General features: G+C 69.1%; 15 protein-coding genes. 8 read left to right on the top strand and 7 right to left on the bottom strand.

The genetic code is table 11. The annotated features are described in order from the left end of the window. The first annotated feature begins 35 nt into the window (after positions 1 to 35). The 5 genes from creB to I4U41_RS10850 all read left to right on the top strand — a co-directional run bounded on the left by creB (position 36) and on the right by I4U41_RS10850 (position 5,370). Positions 36 to 704, top strand: a complete 669-nt coding sequence (gene creB, locus I4U41_RS10870) for a two-component system response regulator CreB (RefSeq protein WP_206861131.1) — start codon at positions 36 to 38, stop codon at positions 702 to 704. Continuing rightward, on the top strand, positions 701 to 2,128 hold the full coding sequence (gene creC / locus I4U41_RS10865) for a two-component system sensor histidine kinase CreC (RefSeq protein ID WP_206861130.1): 1,428 nt from the start codon (positions 701 to 703) through the stop codon (positions 2,126 to 2,128). Before creB ends, creC begins: the two co-directional genes overlap by 4 nt. 279 nt (positions 2,129 to 2,407) lie before the next feature. Then, positions 2,408 to 3,730 (top strand): cell envelope integrity protein CreD, encoded by a 1,323-nt coding sequence (gene creD, locus I4U41_RS10860; RefSeq protein ID WP_206861129.1) that lies wholly within the window; start codon positions 2,408 to 2,410, stop codon positions 3,728 to 3,730. A gap of 96 nt (positions 3,731 to 3,826) precedes the next feature. Continuing rightward, positions 3,827 to 4,456 (top strand): GNAT family N-acetyltransferase, encoded by a 630-nt coding sequence (locus I4U41_RS10855; protein ID WP_206861128.1) that lies wholly within the window; start codon positions 3,827 to 3,829, stop codon positions 4,454 to 4,456. Between the two features lie 26 nt (positions 4,457 to 4,482). Further along, positions 4,483 to 5,370 (top strand): carbon-nitrogen hydrolase family protein, encoded by an 888-nt coding sequence (locus tag I4U41_RS10850; protein ID WP_206861626.1) that lies wholly within the window; start codon positions 4,483 to 4,485, stop codon positions 5,368 to 5,370. A 111-nt stretch (positions 5,371 to 5,481) separates the two neighbouring features. Here the strand turns inward: I4U41_RS10850 and I4U41_RS10845 are convergent, their stop codons facing one another. Together I4U41_RS10845 and I4U41_RS10840 are read right to left on the bottom strand one after the other, a co-directional pair. Then, a complete protein-coding gene (locus I4U41_RS10845) occupies positions 5,482 to 6,030 on the bottom strand; it encodes a phosphatase PAP2 family protein (RefSeq protein ID WP_206861127.1) in 549 nt (182 codons plus the stop codon). Beyond that, positions 6,027 to 7,199: a glycosyltransferase family 4 protein gene (locus I4U41_RS10840; protein ID WP_206861126.1), complete on the bottom strand. Its 1,173-nt coding sequence runs from the start codon at positions 7,197 to 7,199 to the stop codon at positions 6,027 to 6,029. The genes I4U41_RS10845 and I4U41_RS10840 overlap by 4 nt, the downstream gene beginning before the upstream one ends. Positions 7,200 to 7,527: 328 nt before the next feature. On the opposite strand from I4U41_RS10840, the gene I4U41_RS10835 reads away from it, so the two are divergent. Both I4U41_RS10835 and mdoH read left to right on the top strand, forming a co-directional pair. Then, on the top strand, positions 7,528 to 8,961 hold the full coding sequence (locus I4U41_RS10835) for a glucan biosynthesis protein (RefSeq protein ID WP_206861125.1): 1,434 nt from the start codon (positions 7,528 to 7,530) through the stop codon (positions 8,959 to 8,961). 11 nt (positions 8,962 to 8,972) lie between these two features. After that, a complete protein-coding gene (gene mdoH, locus I4U41_RS10830) occupies positions 8,973 to 10,895 on the top strand; it encodes a glucans biosynthesis glucosyltransferase MdoH (protein WP_425492575.1) in 1,923 nt (640 codons plus the stop codon). 286 nt (positions 10,896 to 11,181) lie between these two features. On the opposite strand, the gene ppx is transcribed toward mdoH, so the two are convergent. The 5 genes from ppx to I4U41_RS10805 all read right to left on the bottom strand — a co-directional run bounded on the left by ppx (position 11,182) and on the right by I4U41_RS10805 (position 18,785). Then, positions 11,182 to 12,711, bottom strand: a complete 1,530-nt coding sequence (gene ppx, locus I4U41_RS10825; RefSeq protein WP_206861124.1) for an exopolyphosphatase — start codon at positions 12,709 to 12,711, stop codon at positions 11,182 to 11,184. 89 nt (positions 12,712 to 12,800) lie between these two features. Then, positions 12,801 to 14,891 (bottom strand): polyphosphate kinase 1, encoded by a 2,091-nt coding sequence (gene ppk1 / locus I4U41_RS10820; protein ID WP_206861123.1) that lies wholly within the window; start codon positions 14,889 to 14,891, stop codon positions 12,801 to 12,803. Next, positions 14,888 to 16,216 (bottom strand): phosphate regulon sensor histidine kinase PhoR, encoded by a 1,329-nt coding sequence (phoR, locus tag I4U41_RS10815; RefSeq protein ID WP_206861122.1) that lies wholly within the window; start codon positions 16,214 to 16,216, stop codon positions 14,888 to 14,890. Before phoR ends, ppk1 begins: the two co-directional genes overlap by 4 nt. Before the next feature lie 108 nt (positions 16,217 to 16,324). Further along, on the bottom strand, positions 16,325 to 17,032 hold the full coding sequence (gene phoB / locus I4U41_RS10810) for a phosphate regulon transcriptional regulator PhoB (protein WP_206861121.1): 708 nt from the start codon (positions 17,030 to 17,032) through the stop codon (positions 16,325 to 16,327). Positions 17,033 to 17,135: 103 nt separating this feature from the next. Beyond that, a complete protein-coding gene (locus I4U41_RS10805) occupies positions 17,136 to 18,785 on the bottom strand; it encodes a M48 family metalloprotease (protein WP_206861120.1) in 1,650 nt (549 codons plus the stop codon). 239 nt (positions 18,786 to 19,024) lie between these two features. On the opposite strand from I4U41_RS10805, the gene grxC reads away from it, so the two are divergent. Continuing rightward, positions 19,025 to 19,318, top strand: coding sequence for a glutaredoxin 3 (gene grxC, locus I4U41_RS10800; RefSeq protein ID WP_242525121.1), 294 nt, complete (start codon positions 19,025 to 19,027; stop codon positions 19,316 to 19,318). The last annotated feature ends 54 nt before the right edge of the window (positions 19,319 to 19,372 follow it).

Below are 19,372 nucleotides of genomic sequence, written 5' to 3'. Positions count from 1 at the left end.
ACGAATCCCCGATACCGAATCCCCAATCCCGGCCCATGCGCATCCTCCTGGTGGAAGACGAACCCGCCATCGCCCAGGTCGTGCTGCACGCGTTGCGCGCGGACGGCTTCGAGGCGGTGCACTGCCTGACCGGCGGCGAGGCGCTGGCCGCGGCGCGCGGGCAGGCGTTCGACCTGGCGGTGCTCGACGTGGGGCTGCCGGACATCGGCGGCTTCGCGCTGTGCCGCGAATTGCGCCGCGAGCGCGACCTGCCCGTGATCTTCCTCACCGCGCAGGACGCCGAGGCCGACCGCATCCTCGGCCTGGAAATCGGCGCGGACGACTACGTGACCAAGCCGTTCTCGCCGCGCGAGCTGGTCGCGCGCGTGCGCGTCGTGCTGCGCCGGTTGCATGCGCCAGCGGCGCGTGAGGATGGCGGCTTCGTGCACGACGCGGACGGTCATCGCATCCGCTACCGGGGCCGCACGCTCGACCTCACGCGCTACGAATACGGCCTGCTCGCCGCGCTGCTGCAACGCCCGGGCGCGGTGCTGTCGCGTGCGCAGTTGATGGACCGCGTGTGGGGCGATGCGCTGGAGAGCGGCGACCGCACCGTGGACACGCACATCAAGACCCTGCGCGCGAAGCTGCGCGAGGTCGCGCCCGACGCCGATCCGATCCGCACGCATCGCGGCCTGGGCTATTCGCTGGACGGTGGCGCATGAAGATCGGGCTGCGCATCTTCCTGGGCTATTTCCTGATCGTCGCGATCACCGGATTCCTGCTGGCGCAGGTGTTCGTCGCGCAGGTGAAGCCCGGCGTGCGCCAGGCGATGGAGGACACGCTGGTCGATACGGCGAACGTGCTCGCCGAACTGGCCACCGACGACTTTCTCGCCGGCCGCATCGACGACGGCGCCTTCGCCCGGCGCGTGCGCGCGATGGCCGGGCGCGATTACGGCGCGCAGATCTGGGGCTTCGGGAAGCGCACCTCGCAATATCGCATCTACGTCACCGACGCGCGCGGCATCGTCGTGTTCGACAGCGCCGGGCGCGACGTCGGGCGCGACTATTCGCGCTGGAACGACGTGTACCTGACGCTGCGCGGCCGTTACGGTGCGCGCTCCACGCGCAGCGAATACGCCGATCCGAATTCGACCGTCATGCACGTGGCGGCGCCGATCCGCGACGCGGGCGGACGCATCGCCGGCGTGCTGACCGTTGCCAAGCCGAACCGCGCCATCGCGCCGTTCATCGAACGCAGCCAGCGCGCCGTGTGGCGCTGGGGCGCGCTGCTGCTGGGCGTGTCGCTGGCGACCGGGTTGCTCGCGGCGTGGTGGCTGTCGCGCCAGCTCGGCGCGCTGCGTCGCTATGCGAACGCGGTGACCGCGGGCGAACGCGCGCCATTGCCGCGCACGACCGGCGAGTTCGGCGAGCTCGGCCACGCGCTCGAAACCATGCGCACGCAGCTGGAAGGCAAGCAGTACGTCGAGCAGTACGTGCACACGCTCACGCACGAGATGAAGAGCCCGCTGGCGGCGATCCGCGGCAGCGCGGAGCTGCTGGAAGGTCCGCTGGACGAGGCCGATCGCACGCGTTTCGCCGCGACGATCCGCGCGCAGAGCGAGCGGCTGGCGCAGATGATCGACAAGATGCTGGCGCTGGCGGCGGTGGAGCATCGGCGCCGGCTCGAGCATCCCGAAGCGTTGTCGCTCGCGGAGGTCGTCGCCGATGCGGCGGCGCAGTGCGATACGCGCCTGTCGCAGGCGGGATTGCGCCTGTCGCTTGATCTGGCGCCGGGATTGCCGCCGGTGCACGGCGATCGCTTCCTGTTGCGGCAGGCGGTGGTCAACCTGATCGGGAACGCGATGGATTTCTCGCCGCCCGGCGAGGCGATCGAAGTCGTGCTGCACGCGCAGGACGGCCGCCAGCGCGTGGAAGTGCGCGATCGCGGGCCGGGCGTTCCGGAGTACGCGCTGGGCCGCGTGTTCGAGCGGTTCTATTCGTTGCCGCGACCGGGGAATGGAAGCCGCAGCAGCGGGCTCGGGTTGCCCTTCGTGGCGGAAGTGGCCGCGCTGCATGGAGGCGAGGCGTCGCTGGTCAATCGCGACGGGGGTGGGGCGGTGGCGGTGCTGGTGGTGCGGGGTTGAAGCCAACAGCCTTGTGGCTTTTGTAGCCCGGGTAAGCGAAGCGCACCCGGTTGGAGAGGCGACCGCGCCCCGGGTGCGCTTCGCTTACCCGGGCTACAAGGACTGCAAGAGCCTTGCGGCGTGACCGCATGTCCCGACTCTCACCCCAATCCCTCTCCCGGGTGGGAGAGGGGCTCAAACCCCGGCCACGCAGGACTTCACCCCCGCTTCACCGTCCCGCCATCGTTGCCCCACGCATCGCGCCCAAGCTCCCTGCGTCACATTCCACGGAGCTGGACCATGCGGTTGTTCCTGAAGATCGGTTTCGTCGTCGCGATGACCCTCGCGATCCTCATTCCCCTGCTGATGATCCGCGGTGTCATCCAGGACCGGCAGATGTACCGCGCGCAGGCGGTGTCCGACATCGCGCGCAGTTACGCCGGGGCGCAGTCGTTCGCCGGGCCGGTGCTGGTGGTGCCGTATACCGAAGAGGTCGAAGTCGAGGAGCCCGACCGCTTCAACGTCATCCGCAAGGTGCGCCGCGCCAAGACCTCGCAGTGGATCTTCTTCCCGACCGCGCTCGACGTGCGCGGGACGCTCGCGCCGGACACGCGCAAGCGGGGGCTGCACGAGGTGCGCGTGTACGAGTGGAAGGGCAAGGCGACGGCGAGCTTCAACGCGGTGATCCCCAGCGACGGCGATCCGGCCGCGCGCCGCATCGGCCGGCCGTGGCTGAGCTACGGCATCGCCGACGTGCGCGGCCTGCGTTCGACGCCGGTGCTACGCGTGGACGGCCGCGACGTGCCGCTGCTGGAAGGGCAGGGCGCGCGCGACGGTTCCGGCCTGCACGCGCGGCTCGACGTGCCGCGACCGGGCGAGACGCTCGCGCTGTCCACCGAACTGGACCTGGTGCTGGGCGGTACCGAAACGCTCTCGCTGGTGCCGCTGGGACGCAAGAACCGCTTCGCGCTGGATTCCAAGTGGCCGCATCCGAGCTTCGCCGGCACCTCGCCGCGCCAGGAGACCGACGCGTCCGGCTTCCGCGCCGACTGGGACATCGCGTCCGTCGCCAGCAACGCGCAGGGCCGGTTCCTGGGTGGCGCGGCGCTGGGCGAACTCGCGCGGGAGGAAGGCGTGAGCGTGTCGCTGATCGACCCGGTCGACATCTACACCCAGGCCGATCGCGCGACGAAGTACGGATTGCTGTTCGTCGTGCTCACCTTCGTCGGGTTCTTCCTGTTCGAACTCATCAAGCAGCTGCCGATCCACCCGATCCAGTACGGCCTGGTGGGCCTCGCGCTGGCGATCTTCTTCCTGCTGCTGGTGAGCCTGAGCGAACACATCCGCTTCCCGATCGCCTACCTCGTCGCCAGCGTGGCCTGCATCGGGCTGCTCGGCTTCTACCTGAGCGCCGTGCTGCGCAGCACCGCGCGCGGCATGGGCTTCGCCGCGATGCTCGCCACGCTGTACGCCGCGCTGTACGGATTGCTGGTGTCGGAGGACAACGCGCTCGTGCTCGGCGCCGGCCTGCTGTTCCTCGTGCTGGCGACGGTGATGGTGGTGACGCGCAAGGTCGACTGGTACCAGCTGGCCGGTGCGCGCCCGGCGGTGCGTCAGGCATGAGTGAACGCGACCGTGGAGCGGGCAGCTCCGCGGTCGCTTTCGTCGCGCCTGCTTCCGTCCTTCGCCCAACCACCGGGGTCGCCTAACATGTACGTCATGGACGCAAAACCTGTCGAAACGCAGCGCCCGCTGCAGGTCCGCTGCTACAACGGCCTGGCGATCGAGCCATGGCTGGGCCACCTGGCCGCGCTGCGCATCGCGGTGTTCCGCGACTGGCCGTACCTCTACGACGGCGACGAGGACTACGAAGCGGAGTACCTGCACACCTACCTGCGCTCGCCGCGCAGCGTGGCGGTGCTCGCGTTCGACGGCGATCTCGTCGTCGGCGCCTCCACCGGGCTTCCGCTGGCGGACGAATCTGAGGCCTTCACCGCGGCCTTCGCGAACATTTCGATCCCGCCGACGGACGTGTTCTATTGCGGCGAATCGGTGCTGCTGCCGCAGTATCGCGGGCGCGGCATCGGCCACCGTTTCTTCGACGAGCGCGAGGCGCACGCGCGCAGCTACGGCGAGTACGGCTGGACGGCGTTCTGTTCGGTGGACCGCGAAGCGACGCATCCGCGCAGGCCGGCCTTCCATCGCGGCAACGAGGCCTTCTGGCAAAAACGCGGCTATCGCCCGCGCCCGGAGCTGCGTGCGCACCTGCCGTGGCGCGAAGTCGGGCAGCGCGACGAGATCGACCACACCCTCACGTTCTGGCTGCGACCCCTGGAGCGCACCCGATGACCCAATCGCACGAACGCCCGGCCGCGCTGAAGGTGGCGGTGGCGAAGTACACGATCGACGCGCCGGCGGATTTCGACGCCTTCGCGCGCAAGCAGGCGCAGTGGCTGGACGAGGCGCAGGCGCTCGGCGCGCGCATCGCGGTGCTGCCCGAATATCTGTCGCTGGAGCTTGCGGCGACCTTCGACGATGCGATCCGCGCCGACCTGCACGCCTCGCTCGCGGCGACGCAGCGGTATCACGGCGCGTTCGTCGAGCTGTTCTCGCGCCTGGCACGTGAGCGTGCGATGCACGTGGTCGCGGGCACCTTCCTGCTCGACACCGGGCGCGGGCGGTATCGCAACCGCAGTTACGCCTTCGCGCCCGACGGCGCGCACGTGTGGCAGGACAAGCTGCGCCTGACCGGCTTCGAGAAGCATACGGGCGTGATCGAATCGGGCGACGAGCTGAAGGTGTTCGAGACCGACGGCGTGCGCGGCGCCATCGCGGTCTGCTACGACAGCGAATTCCCGCTGCCGGTGCGCGCGCAATGCGAGGCGGGCGCGCGGTTGCTGATCGTGCCCAGTTGCACGGACACCGACGCGGGCGCGACGCGCGTGCGCGTGGGCTGCCTGGCGCGGGCGCTGGAGAACCGGTGTTTCGTCGCGCAGTCGGTGACCGCCGGCGAGGCGCCGTGGAATCCGGCGCTGGACGTCAACACGGGCGAGGCGGCGCTGATCGCACCGATGGACGTGGGCCTGCCGCACGACGGGATGGTCGTGCAGACGCGCGGCGAACAGCATTGGGCGGTGGCGACGCTGGATTTCGGCGCGCTGGAAGCCAGTCGCGCGCACGCGCAGGTGTCCAACGATCGCGACTGGGCGGCGCAGTATTTCCCGAGCGTGGCGCGGGCGAAGGTGGTGCGCGCGGCGGCTTAGGGGCTCGCTCTTGGTAGCTTTTGCAGCCCGGGTAAGCGAAGCGCACCCGGGGCACGGTCGCCTCTCCAACCCGGGTGCGCTTCGCTCACCCGGGCTACGAACGCCCGCGCATCAGAACAGCGAAACGCCCGGCACCAGCCACAGCGAGAAGCCCGCCAGCGTCGTGCCGATCGCCGTCGCGGCCAGCACGTCGCTGGGGTAATGCAGGCCGAGCACCACGCGCGAGGCCGCCACGCTCGCGGTGAACGGCACCAGCACCCACGCCAGCACCGGGTAATGCGCCATGCCGACGAGGCTGAAGGCCACCGCATGCAGCGTGTGACCCGAAGGGAAGGAGAACTCGTCCAGCGGCGCGACCCACGCGTGGATGCGGCGGTCGGACGCGAACGGGCGCGGCCGGCGGGTCCAGCGCTTGAGCAGCTTGTAGAGCGTCAGCGCGATCACGCCCGTGGCCGCCAGGTGCGCCGACGCCGCCAGACCGTCCAGGCCGTCCACGACGATCAGCACGCCCATCAGCACGTACCAGAACACGCCGTCGCCCAGGCGGCTCACCGCCGCGAAGTACGAACGCGAACGGCCGCGTTCGCCCCAGCGGTTCGCGCGCAGGCACCAGCCGGAATCGCCGGCAGCGAAACGCTTCTGCAGGGACTGACGGTTCATGACGCCTCCCGTTCGGCCGTCGTGGTCATCGTGTCGGTCGCACCGCTGCGGCGCGCTTCGGACAGTAGCTGGAGCAGCGCGTCGAAGTCGGCGCTCACCTGTTCCGGGCGCAGCAGGCTCACTGCCTGCCGAGAGGCATCGCGCATCGATTCGCGGATCGTGTCGTCCGCGGCGATGCGCACGCATTGCGTGATGAATCCCCCTTCCTCGTTCGGCGCGATCGCCGCGCCGTGCACGCCGTCGCGAAGGTATTCGCGCGCGGCGCCGTAATCGAACGCGACGGTCGGCACGCCGCTGGCGAGCGCTTCCAGGGTCACGTTGCCGAAGGTTTCGCTCAGGCTCGGGAAGACGAACAGGTCGCCGCTGGCGAAGTGACGCGCCAGCGCCTCCCCGCGCTGCACGCCGCAGAAGATGAAGTCGGGGTTGTCGTGCTCGAGTTTCGCGCGCGCCGGACCATCGCCGACCCAGACGAAGCGCGCGTCCGGACGCACATGCCGGATCTGCCGGAACGCGCGCACCGCGAGATCGAGGTTTTTCTCGGCAGCGATGCGGCCGACGTAGATCGCCACCAGCGTCTTCGGTCCGACGCCCCATTGCGCGCGCAACGCGTCGTCGCGGCGCGCCGGATCGAACAGCGCGGTGTCGACCGCGCGCGGCAGGCGCACGACATTCGCGAATCGCCGCGACTGCAGGAAATCCGCCAGCTCGCGCGTGGGCACCAGCGTGGCATCGGCATGGTTGTGGAAGCGTCGCATCCACGCCAGCGCGGTCCCGGTGAGGAAGGGCAGGCCGTAGTCGCGCATGTATTCGTCGAAACGGGTGTGGAAGCCGCTCGCCGCGGGAATGCCCAGCCGTCGGGCCGCGCGCAGCGCCGACCAGCCGAGCGGGCCTTCGGTGGCGACGTAGACGGCGTCCGGCCGCGCCTGCTTCCAGGCGTCGATCAGGCGCGAGGTGGCCGGCAGGCCCAGTCGCAGTCCGGGATAGCGTGGCAACGGCGCGCCACGGACCAGCATTTCGTGCGGGGCGGCCGTGTCCTGCGCGGACTGCCGGGGACGGACCAGCTGGACCTCGTGCCCACGCGAGCGCAGGCCCTGCTCCAGTCCCTGCACGGTCAGGGCGACGCCGTTGATTTCCGGCGGGTAGGTTTCGCTGACGATCGCGTAGCGCATGCGCCGGTCCCCGGCCTGGGCAAGCCCGTTGCGCAATCGTGGTCGGCGGCGGTGAACCGGCGATGGCAGCGGCATGACGCGTGGATGACGCGAGGTTCGAAAAACCGCGACTGAAAACGGTTACCCGTTGCGATGCACGTGAAAGGTTCGTGTCGCCTACCACGCATGTCGATCCGATTAACAAATCCCTGCCTAGAATTAACCGCTTTGACATCCCCGAGGAGAGCGCGTGCACCGACGCGAAGTGTTGCTGGCCGGCCTGTCCTGGCCCGTCTGGGAATTGTTGGGGAGCGCGCCCGCGCGCGCATGGGCGCCGGCTGGCGCTCCCGTGGCATTCGATGCGGAATCCGTGGCGAAGATGGCCCAGGCGCTGGCCGCCAGGCCGTTCATGCCGCAGAACAAACAACTGCCGGCCTCGCTGGAACGCATCGGCTACGACGAGTACCGCAGCATCCGCTTCAATCCGGCGCAGGCCTTGTGGCGCGCCGAAGGGCTGCCGTTCCAGGCGCAGTTCTTCCACCGCGGCTTTTTCTTCCGCGATCGCGTAGACATCTACCAGGTGAGCGAGGGCAAGGCGACGCCGGTCGTCTACAAGCCGTCGCAGTTCACCTTCCAGGGCGTGAAGGCGCCCACCGAAACCGACCTGGGCTATGCCGGCTTCCGCCTGCACGCGCCGATCAACACGCCCGAGTACTTCGACGAGGTCGCCGCGTTCCTCGGCGCCAGCTACTTCCGCGCCGTCGCGAAGGGCCAGGCGTACGGGTTGTCCGCGCGCGGGCTGGCGCTGAAGACCGGCGGCCCGCAGGAGGAATTCCCGGTGTTCCGCGCGTTCTGGCTGGAGCGTCCGGCCAAGGGCGCGAAGCAGATCACCGTGCATGCGCTGCTCGACAGCCCCAGCGTGGCGGGCGCGTATCGCTTCACGATCACGCCGGGCGTGGAGACCGTGTTCGATGCGTCGGCACGGCTGTTCCCGCGCGTGGCGCTCGACCAGGTCGGCATCGCGCCGCTGACGAGCATGTTCCAGTTCGATTCCAACGATCGCGTCGGCATCGACGACTATCGCCCCGCCGTGCACGATTCCGACGGCCTGGGCATGGTCAACGGCCGCGGCGAGCAGATCTGGCGTCCGCTTTCGAATCCTTCGACGATCCAGGAAAGCGGCTTCGAGGACACCAACCCGCGCGGCTTCGGCCTGATGCAGCGCAAGCGCGCGTTCGCCGACTACGCCGACAGCGAGGCGCATTACGAGAAGCGCCCGAGCCTGTGGATCGAACCGCAGGGCGAGTGGGGCGAGGGCGCGGTGCACCTGTTCGAACTGCCGACGGCCGATGAATTCCACGACAACATCGTCGCCTTCTGGCGACCGAAGCAGCCGCTGGCCGCCGGCCGCGAGCACCGCTTCGACTACCGCATGCACTGGTGCGACCGGCACAGCTGGAAGCCGGAGCTTGCGATCGTCGCGCGCACGCGCATCGGCGGGCTGACCTTCGGCGAGAACGCGGGCAAGGCGCGGCTGGTGGTGGTCGATTTCGACGGCGGGCGCCTGGAGGGGCTGGGCGACAACGCGAAGGTCAAGGCCGACGTGTCCGCATCGAAGGGACGCATCGCCAACGTCACCGCGCATCCGAATCCCGGCGCGGGCGGCTGGCGCCTGGGCTTCGAACTCGTGCCCGGCAACGAACGCAGCATCGAACTGCGCGCGGTGCTCGGCGACGAGCGCGGGCCGCTCACCGAAACCTGGCTCTACCGGTGGACGCTGTGACCGAAGTGCGCGTGCCGACGATGGTGGACCTTCCGATGGGCGAGGCCGCGCCGCTGCTTCCGCCCGAATCCCCGCTGGCGATGCCGGTGCAGACCCTGCGCGAAGGCGCGCTGCGCAACGGAAGGCTCCCGACCACGCCGCGCGGCATGGCGATGCGGCGGCTGGCCGTGATCGGCGGCGCCGCGCTGCTGACGCTGATCGCCACCTACCAGATCTGGTGGGTGCTGCGCGGCGGCGGCATCGACGTGCTCGAAGGCGTCCTGCTGGTGCTCTTCGTCGGGCTGTTCGCGTGGATCGCGCAGGCGTTCGTGGGCTCGCTCGCGGGCTTCGTGCTGATCGTCGGACGGCATCGCGCGCGCCTCGGGCTGGATTCGGCGACCGAGCTGCCGCAACTGGAATCGCGCACGGCCCTGCTGATGCCGACCTACAACGAAGATCCCGAGCGCCTGCTCGCGGGCCTGCAGGCGATCTTCGAATCGCTGCAGGCCACCGGGCAGATGGAGCGTTTCGATTTCTTCGTGCTCAGCGACACCACCCGGCCCGCCATCCAGGCGCATGAGGAGCGCGCGTTCCACAAACTGCGCGAGCGCACCGGCGGGCAGGCGAACCTGTTCTACCGTCATCGCAAGGACAATCGCGAACGCAAGGCCGGCAACGTCGCCGAATGGGTGCGGCGTTTCGGCGGCGCATACCCGCAGATGCTGATCCTGGACGCCGACAGCCTGATGACCGGCGACACCATCGTGCGCCTCGTCGGCGCGATGGAGCGCAACCCCGACGTCGCGCTGGTGCAGACGCTGCCGATGATCGTCAACGGCAACACGCTGTTCGCGCGCATGCAGCAGTTCGCCGGGCGCGTGTACGGGCCGGTGATCGCGCACGGCATCGCGTGGTGGCACGGCGCGGAAAGCAATTACTGGGGCCACAACGCGATCATCCGCACGCGCGCGTTCGCGGAAGAGGGCGGCCTGCCCGAGCTGCGCGGGCCCAAGCCGTTCCGCGGCACGGTGCTGAGCCACGACTTCGTCGAAGCGGCGCTGATGCGTCGCGGCGGCTGGGCGCTGCACATGGTGCCCAACCTCGGTGGCAGCTACGAGGAAGGCCCGCCGTCGCTCACCGACATGCTGGTGCGCGACCGCCGCTGGTGCCAGGGCAACCTGCAGCACGGCGCGGTGCTGCCGGCGAAGGGACTGCACTGGGTGAGCCGCTGGCACCTGATGATGGGCATCGGCCATTACTTCACCTCGCCGATGTGGGCGATGCTGATGCTGGTCGGCCTGGCGATCCCGCTGGTCAACGCGGGGCTGGGAAGCGATGCGTTCTCGCTGCCTGGCTTCTCGCCTTCGACCTACTGGCGCGAACAGGACCCGGAGCGGTTCCTGTGGGTGTTCATCCTGACGATGTCGGTGCTGCTGGCGCCGAAGTTCATGGGCTGGCTCACGCTGTTCTTCGACCGCGAAACGCGGCGCGGCTGCGGCGGGATCGTGCGGTCGTTCCTGAGCATGCTGCTGGAAACGCTGCTGGCTGCGTTGATGGCGCCGGTGACGATGTACGTGCAGTCGCGCGGCGTCGCCGAAGTGCTGGCCGGCAAGGACTCGGGCTGGGACGCGCAGCGTCGCGACGACGGCACGCTGCCGCTGTCCGGACTGGTGCGCAGCTACGGCGGCGTCACGTTGCTCGGCGTGATCGCCGGCGTGGGCGCGTACCTCGTCTCGCCGTCGCTGGCGGCGTGGATGGCGCCGGTGATCCTGGGTTTGCTGCTGTCGATTCCCATCGTGGCGTTCACCTCGTCGCGCGGACCGGGCATGTTCCTGCGGCGCATGAAGATCTTCTCGATCCCGGAAGAGCACACGCCGCCGACGGTGCTGGTGCGCGCGGCCGAGCTGCGCGCGCAGGTGGCCGAACATGTGGAGCCGCCCGAGCCGCACCTGTAGTTGATGTCGGCCCCTCTTCCGTCGGAAGAGGGGGGGGTGGTCGGTAGAGAGTCAACGCACGCGATCGCGGTGCGCGCGGCGCCTTCGGCAAAAGCGAAATGGGTTCCAGCTTTCGCTGGAATGACGAGATGAGGCGGATGGCGTGGCAGCCTGGATCCCGGCCTTCGCCGCGATGACGGCCAGGCTTTTGTAGCCCGGGTAAGCGCAGCGCACCCGGGTGAACGTGACAGCTCCCGGGTGCGCTGCGCTTACCCGGGCTACAAGAGCAACAGCGGATGAGGCGGAATCACACCGCTTCGAGCTTCAAGATGATCCCCAGCCCCGCGATATCGTCCGGCTCGCCTTCCAGGTCCGCGCGCACGAGCGGGCGCGCGTCGAGCCAGCGGCGCGAGACGCACAGGGTCAGCGTGTTGCCGTCGGCCTTCGCATCCAGTTGCGGGATCGGATCGGCCTCGTGCGCGCGATGCAGCAACACGGCCAGGCGCAGCAGGCAGGCGAGGCGTCGCGCCGACATCAACAGGCGGTCTGGCAGGGCGTCGAAGGCGGATTTCGGAATGTTGCGCCGATGCGTGCGCACCAGTGCGGCGAGGAACTGCTGCTGCTGGCGCGAGAAACCGGCGATATCGGAATGCTCGACGATGTACGCGCCATGCACGTGGTATTGGCTGTGCGCGATGGCGAGGCCGAGTTCGTGCAGGCGCGCGGCGCGTTGCAGCATCAGGCTGTCGTCCGCGTCCAGCGACCACGCCTGCGCGACCTGTTCGAACAGCCGCAGCGCGGTGCCGACCACGCGCCTCGCCTGGCCGTCGTCGACGCCGTAACGCTGCATCAGCGCGGCCACCGATGCATCGCGCGGATCGTCCGCGCCACCGCGGCCGAGCATGTCGTACAGCACGCCTTCGCGCATCGCCGCCTTGCTCACGGCCATGCGCTTGAGGCCGAGCGCGTCGAACGCGGCCTCCAGGATCAGCACGCCGCCGGCGATCACCGGGCGACGATCGGACGACAGGCCGGGCAGGTCGATGGCGTCGATGCGATCGGCCTGCAAAAGCCTGTCCCGTAACACGGGCAGCGCTTCGGCGGTCACCGCGCCCTTGGTCAGCTTCATCGCCGCGCAGATGTCGCCGATGGCCTTGTTGGTGCCGGACGCGCCCAGCGCCTCGTTCCAGCCGAGCGCGCGATAGGTGCCGGCGAACTGCTGGAACTCGGCGGTGACTTCGGTCAGCGCGTCCTTCCATTTCCTGCGCGAGAGCTTGCCGCTCTCGAAGAAACGCCGGGTGGTGGCGATGCAGCCCAACTGCAGGCTCTCGCGTTCGATCGCCTCGAAGCCGGAGCCGATGATGCATTCGGTCGAACCGCCGCCGATGTCGATCACCAGGCGCAGCTCGCCCGGGCGCGCGGGCTGCGCGTGGGCGACGCCAAGGTAGATCAGGCGCGCCTCCTCGCGGCCGGCGACGACTTCGATGGCGTGGCCCAGCGCGGTTTCGGCCGGCATCAGGAACGCCTGCGGCATGGCGAGCCGACGCACGGTGTTGGTGGCGATGGCACGAACGCGCTGCGGCGGGATGTCGCGGATGCGCTGGCCGAAGCGGGCCAGGCATTCCAGCGCGCGCTGGCGCACGTCGGGCGACAGGCCGCCTTTGCGATCGAGGCCTTCGGCCAGGCGGACGGTCTCGCGCAGGCGGTCGACGATGCGCAGCTGGCCGAGCACGTAACGCGCGACGACCATGTGGAAGCTGTTGGATCCAAGGTCGACGGCGGCGAGGAGGTCGCCATCGACGAGCGGCAGTTTGCTGGTGGGGAAGGCGTCGCTCATGCGCACATGATCCCCGGTCGGCCCCGCAGCCGTAAATGGGGACGAAGTTCACGCATTGGCGCGCGCCGCCGGTCCATGGCCGCGGTGCGTCAGGCGCCCACGTTCCCGAGCAGCGACAGCTGGGCCGAATGCGGCGTCTCGCCCGGTGCGGGCGACAGGCGCACGTAGCTGCCGTCGGACTGCAGCGTCCACGCGCTGCAGTTGTCGGCGAGGTAGTTCGCCAGCGCTTCCTCGTACACGCGCTGCGCCAGTTCCGGCGCGAGGACCGGGAAGCCGGTCTCGATGCGGCGGAGCAGGTTGCGTTCGAGCCAGTCGGCGCTTGAGCAGAACAGGTCCGGATCGCCGTCGTTGGCGAACCAGTAGACGCGATGGTGTTCGAGGAAGCGCCCGATTATCGAACGCACGCGGATGTTCTCCGAAATGCCGGGCAAACCCGGCCGCAGCGTGCACGCGCCGCGCACGATCAGGTCGATCTGCACGCCCGCCTGCGAGGCCATGTACAACGCGCGCACGACCTGCGGCTCGTTGAGGGCGTTCATCTTGGCGATGATGCGCGCCGGCTTGCCGGCCTTCGCGTGGCGGGTTTCGCGATCGATCCGCTTGAGCACGCCCGCGTGCAGCGTGAAGGGCGATTGCAGCAGGCGCTTGAGCTTGATCGTCGGCGCCAGGCCCGACAGCTGCTGGAAGATCAGGTGCACGTCGTTGCCGATGTCCGGATCGGCGGTGAACAGGCCGAAGTCGGTGTAAACGCGCGCCGTGCCGCTGTGGTAATTGCCGGTGCCCAGGTGCACGTAACGGCGCAGCTTGCGGCCTTCGCGACGCACGATGAGCATCATCTTCGCGTGCGTCTTGTAGCCGACGACGCCATACACGACCTGCACGCCCGCGTCCTGCAGGCGGTCGGCGAGGCCGAGGTTGGCTTCTTCGTCGAAACGCGCGCGCAATTCGACCACCACCGTCACGTCCTTGCCGTTGCGCGCGGCCTGCACGAGGCTGTCGACGATCGGCGAATCCTTGCCCGTGCGGTACAGCGTCTGCTTGATCGCCAGCACGTTGGGATCTTCCGACGCCTGCTTGAGCAGTTCCAGCACCGGCGTGAAGGCATCGAAGGGATGGTGCAGCAGCACGTCGCCTTCGGCGATCTTGTCGAACATCGCTTCCACGCCACCGAGCAGGCGCGGCTGGAACGGCATGAACTTCAGGTCCGGACGCTGCACCAGGTCGTACACCTGGATCACGCGGTTGAGGTTCACCGGACCGTTGATCCGGTAGACGGCGTTCTCGGTGAGGTCGAAGTTCTCCAGCAGCGTGCGCACGATGTCGTCGGGGCACTGCTCGGCGATCTCCAGCCGCACCGCGCGCAGGTAGCCGCGACCGACGAGTTCGTCGCGCAGCGCGAGTGCGAGGTTCTCGACCTCGTCCTCGTCGACGATGAGCTCGGAATTTCGCGTGACGCGGAACTGGTACGCGCCCTTCACCTGCATGCCGGGGAAGAGTTCGTCGACGAACGCCGACAGCACGGCGGACAGGAACACGAAATCGTGCTTGCCGCCGGAGACTTCGTCGGGAATCTGGATGATGCGCGGCAGCGAACGCGGCGCGCGCACGATGGCCAGGTGACCCTCGCGGCCGAACGCGTCCTTGCCCTTGAGCACGACGACGATGTTCAGCGACTTGTTGAGGATCTTCGGAAACGGATGCGCCGGGTCCAGGCCGAGCGGCGACAGCACCGGCATGATCTCGTCGCGGAAGTACTCGCGCAGCCACTGCGTCTGCTGCTCGCTCCAGCCGTCGCGATGCATCACGCGCACGCCGGCCTCGGCCAGCGCCGGGCGCAGTACGTGGTTCCAGCATTCGTACTGCGACTGCACCAGTTCCGCGGCGCGATCGTGGATGCGCGCGAGCACGGTCGCCGGCGAGAGTCCGTCCGGGCCCGGCGGCACGCCCAGGTCCTGCGCGTGGCGCAGGGTGCCGGCGCGGATCTCGAAGAATTCGTCGAGGTTGGTGCAGGAAATGCACAGGTAGCGAAGCCGTTCGAGCAGCGGGACCTGCGGGTCCTGCGCCTGCGCCAGCACGCGGAAATTGAAGTCCAGCGCGGACAGTTCGCGGTTGAAGTACAGCTCGCTGTCGCGCAGCGGATCGGTGTCGAGCGGGCTGGTGTCGACCGCGGCAATGTTCATGGCACAACCTCCGACAGCGCGAATTCATCGCGCGGGCGCACGCGTTCGGCGCCGAAATGGCAGGAGAACGTGCTGCCGCGCCCGACTTCGCTGGCGATTTCCAGCCGCGCCTGGTGCAGGTTCAGCACGTGCTTGACGATGGAAAGCCCGAGCCCCGTGCCGCCGCTTTCGCGCGAGCGGCTGGTGGAGACGCGGTAGAAGCGTTCGGTGATGCGCGGCAGGTGCGCGGCCGGAATGCCGTAGCCGCTGTCGATCACCTCCAGCACCGCGCCCTTGTCCTCGCGGCGGAACTGGATGCGGATCGCGCCGCCGGCCGGCGTGTAGCGCACCGCATTGCTGACCAGGTTGGAGAACGCGCTGTGCAGTTCCTTGTTCGAACCCCACAGGTCCACGCCCGCGCTGTCCTCGACGATGACCTCGTGGCGGCCCTGGCTCAGCGCCGCGGCTTCGCGCCGCAACGTCGCCAGCATCGGCGCCATCGACACGGTTTCCTCGCCCGGCAGGCTGTCCTGCGATTCAAGGCGCGAGAGCATCAGCAGGTCCTCGACCAGCTGGGTCATGCGCTGCGACTGGCGCTGCATCTCGGCGAGCATCGGCGCCCAGTCGGGATGTTCGTCCGGATCGAGCATGTCGAGGTAGCCGTGCACGACGGTGAGCGGCGTGCGCAGTTCGTGCGAGACGTTGGCGACGAAATCGCGGCGCATCTGTTCCAGTTGCAGCAGGCGGCTGACGTCGCGCGCGACCAGCATCCACAGGTCGTCGGAGTAGGGGATCAGGCGCAGGCTGAGCGTGACGGCCGGATTCCACGGCGAGGCGATTTCCAGCGTCTCGGCGTTGCGGCCCGAGGCCAGCCAGTGCGACAGCTGCAACGGTTGCAGGCGGTTCGCGAGCGGCGCGCCGATGTCGCGCGGATAGCGCAGCTGCAGCAGGCTGTTGGCCGAATGGTTGAACCACTGGATGCGCTGGCTGTTGCGTTCGACCACGACGATGGCGTCGGGCATCGCGGCGGCGGCGGCGCGATAGGCGCGCAGCATTTCGATCAGGCGTTTCTTGCGTGCGCGCATTTCGGACTGGCTGCGGTGCAGCAGGCGGTCGAGTTCGTTCCAGATGCCATCGCCCGTCGGCGGCTTCAGGCGCTGGCGGGCGGTCAGGCGCAGCAGCACGCCGCGGAGGCGCCAGTAATGCCAGGCGACCACGCCGAGCGCGGCGATGGTGATCACCGGCCAGGGATGTCCGATCAGCAATCCCGCCACCGCCGCGCCCGCCAGGATCAGGGCGAGCTGGCCGAGGGTGCGTAGCCAGGCGGAGTGGGATCGGGGAGGCATGGTCGAGAAGTGAGTCTAGAGGAGTGAGCAGTGAGCCGGGCGTTTGTTACGGAACGACGATGGCAGGCCTTTCCTCACGTCCCACTCCTTCCTCCCCACTCCTGCGCCTCAAGCTTCCACCGACGCCGAGAACCGGTACCCCGCGCCGCGCACCGTCTGCACCATGCCGTCGAGCTGGTGCGGTTCCAGCGTCTTGCGCAGGCGGCGGATGTGCACGTCGACCGTGCGTTCCTCCACGTACACGCTGCCGCCCCAGACGTGGTCCAGCAGCTGCGTTCGGGTGTACACGCGCTCGGGGTGGGTCATGAAGAAGTGCAGCAGGCGGTATTCGGTCGGGCCGATCTGCACCGGCTGGTCGCCGTCGCCGCCGTGGGCGAAGACGCGGTGCGCGGCGCCGTCGATGCGCAGCGGGCCGACGGCCACGCTGCCGTCCTCGTCGTCCTCGCGGGAACGCCGCAGCACCGCACGGATGCGGGCCAGCAGTTCGCGCGCGGAGAAGGGTTTGACGACGTAGTCGTCGACGCCGGCTTCGAGCCCGCCGACGCGGTCGTTCTCCTCGCCGCGGGCGGTGAGCATGATGATCGGGATCTCGCGCGTCAGCTGGTCCTTGCGCCAGCGGCGGGCGAGTTCCAGGCCGCTGGTGCCGGGCAGCATCCAGTCCAGCAGGATCAGGTCGGGCACCCGGTCGGCGATCGCGGCCTGCGCTTCGCGCGCGTCGCCGGCGTGGACCGGTTCGTATTCGCCCTTGCGCAGGGCGAAGGACACCATGTCGCGGATGGCGGGTTCGTCTTCGACGATCAGGATGCGCTTCTGCACGCGGTCACCGGGGGAGCGTAGGGGGCTTAAGCAAGCCGCGTCAGTACACTACCGTTTTATGACGGGCGCATGACACCGTCATCCGGGCCGCTCCGGCAAAGGGTTACTGCCGTCGCAGATCCTCGTCGCGGATGCCCTGGCGTTTCAATTCCAGCACCGTGGGCGTGATCGCCGCGATGCGGGCTTCGATCCGCGCACGCGCGTAATAATCCAGGTCGGAGCGGCGCTTGAGCGTGTTCAGCTGCACCAGCGCCTGTTCGGGCCGGCCGTTCAGATACGCCGCTTCCGCGTAGGCTTCGCCGGCGCGGACCGGATCGCCGGCCATCTCGCAGGCCCGCGCGAACACGCGCTGGAAGGTCGCGTCGTTGGCCGAGTTGCCCAGCAGCGGACGCAGGATCTCCTGGGCCCGCTTGCCCGCCTCGGCGTTGCCGCGCTCGGCGAGCACGTCGGCGTAGCTCAGCACGACGGCGCGATTGCGCGGCGTCTGGCGCAGCAGGGCTTCGAAGCGCGCGTCGGCGGACGCGGTCTTGCCGGTCTTCGATTCGGCTTCGGCCAGGGCGAGGGTGATCCAGACGTCGCCCGGGTTCTTCTGCAGCAGCGCGCCCAGCGTCGTGGCCGCCGCGGCGGGCTGGTTGGCGCGCAGCTGCGCGAACGCCAGACCGTAGCGCTGCGCGTCGGTGCGCTTGCCGGCGTCGCCCAATTGCTCGTATTCGCGGATCGCATCGCGCGGCGTGTTCGCGCTGAGCACACGCAGGCGTTCGCGCGCGTAATCGAAGCGGCCGGTGCCGCCGGCGCCGAACGCGGTGCCGAGATTGGCCTGCAGCGTCGGCGGCAACAGCGGATTGACCGCACCATCGCTGGGGAACTGCGGGCGCGGCGCGGTTTCCTTCTCGCACTGCGCCGGGCCGTCGGGATCGCGCACGCACACCTCGCTGGTGCCGCGCTCGCGACGGATGCGCGCGGCGCGATCCTTGGCCTCGGTGATGCGGGTGATGGTGACCGGGTGGGTCATCAGCCAGTCCGGCGATTCGCCCCAGTAATTGGCGCCGTTGCTGCGCGAGCGCGCCTGCATGATCGCGAAGAAATCCGCCATGGCCTCGGGGTCGTAGTCGCTGCGGGCGAGGGTCTGGATGCCCAGGCGGTCGGCTTCGGATTCGTTGGCGCGCGTGTAGTTGATCTGGCGCTGCTGCATCAGGCCCATCGCGCCGGCCATCGCGGCCTGCGCGGCGTCGTCGGAGGAATTGCCGTTGGACGCCTGCGCGGCGACGATCGCGCCGAGCATCGCCAGCAGGATCGGCAACTGGTCGCGCTGCGCGCGCTCGGCGCCGCGCAGCACGTGCTGCTGGGTGACGTGGGCGATTTCGTGGGAGAGCACGCCGGCGACCTCGTCTTCCTTGTCGGCGGCGAGGATCAGGCCGGAATTGACGCCGATGTAGCCGCCCAGCGTGGCGAAGGCGTTGATCTGCCGCTCGCGCAGCATGAAAAAGGTGAAAGGCTGCTTCGGCTGGTCGCTGTTGGCGGCCAGGCGCGTACCTAGGGTGTCGAGCCAGCTGTCGATCAGCGGGTCTTCGAGCAGGTAGTCGTAATGGCGCAGCTGCGCCAGCATCATCGCGCCGTATTCCTCCTGCTGGCGCGGGCTCAGCAGTTCGCCCGCCGACGAGCCGATGTCGGGCAGGTTCGATTCCTGCGCCGGCGCGCACAGGCTGGCGACGGCGAAGGTCAGGGCGGCGACGGGCAGGACGATGCGGCGCAATGGGGTTCCCTCTGGACCGGCGGTTCGTGGGCTCGGGGTCGTCGACTCAGGATCGCCGGACCGGTCGCCCGCAGGATGCGGCGGCGCCACGACACCGGGATGAATCGCCAGTTAATCCTTTCACATGGCTGTCCGGATGCATGCTCCGGGCGTCAGTGTTCCGTACGTGGGGTGGAAATGCCTCCGGGCCAAGCCCATATTCGACCACAGCCCCCTCCGCGAGTTCACTGGAGATTGTCTTGACCGCTTCAAACGTTGCGTCCGGCACCGCCAAGGCCCCCGAAATCGTCATCTACACCACCGCGATCTGCCCGTACTGCGTGGCGGCCAAGAACTTCCTGAAGAGCCGCGGCCAGTCGTGGACCGAGATCCGCATCGACCTGGACCCGGCGCAGCGCGACACCATGCTGGCCCGCGCGCGCCGCACCAGCGTGCCGCAGATCTTCATCGGCGACACCCACGTGGGTGGGTACGACGACATGATCGCGCTGCATCGCGCCGGCGGCCTGGAGCCGCTGCTCTCCCCGCAGTAAACCGGTCCGCACCGCGACGTCCGGCCACGACCGCCTGGCGCCCTGCCTGGCGGG

Source organism: Lysobacter changpingensis (assembly GCF_017308985.1).
Taxonomy (GTDB): Bacteria; Pseudomonadota; Gammaproteobacteria; order Xanthomonadales; family Xanthomonadaceae; genus Lysobacter_J; species Lysobacter_J changpingensis.
The sequence above is the reverse complement of the archived record's forward strand: the minus strand, read 5'-3'. Positions and strand labels throughout refer to the sequence as shown.

Excerpts from the sequence above, each read along its gene's own strand:
- I4U41_RS10840 (WP_206861126.1), bottom strand. The coding sequence starts at position 7,199 with ATGCGCTACGCGATCGTCAGCGAAACCTACCCGCCGGAAATCAACGGC.
- phoR (WP_206861122.1), bottom strand. The coding sequence starts at position 16,216 with ATGCCTCCCCGATCCCACTCCGCCTGGCTACGCACCCTCGGCCAGCTC.
- I4U41_RS10845 (WP_206861127.1), bottom strand. The coding sequence starts at position 6,030 with ATGAACCGTCAGTCCCTGCAGAAGCGTTTCGCTGCCGGCGATTCCGGC.
- creB (WP_206861131.1), top strand. The coding sequence starts at position 36 with ATGCGCATCCTCCTGGTGGAAGACGAACCCGCCATCGCCCAGGTCGTG.
- ppx (WP_206861124.1), bottom strand. The coding sequence starts at position 12,711 with ATGAGCGACGCCTTCCCCACCAGCAAACTGCCGCTCGTCGATGGCGAC.
- creC (WP_206861130.1), top strand. The coding sequence starts at position 701 with ATGAAGATCGGGCTGCGCATCTTCCTGGGCTATTTCCTGATCGTCGCG.
- I4U41_RS10855 (WP_206861128.1), top strand. The coding sequence starts at position 3,827 with ATGGACGCAAAACCTGTCGAAACGCAGCGCCCGCTGCAGGTCCGCTGC.
- creD (WP_206861129.1), top strand. The coding sequence starts at position 2,408 with ATGCGGTTGTTCCTGAAGATCGGTTTCGTCGTCGCGATGACCCTCGCG.
- ppk1 (WP_206861123.1), bottom strand. The coding sequence starts at position 14,891 with ATGAACATTGCCGCGGTCGACACCAGCCCGCTCGACACCGATCCGCTG.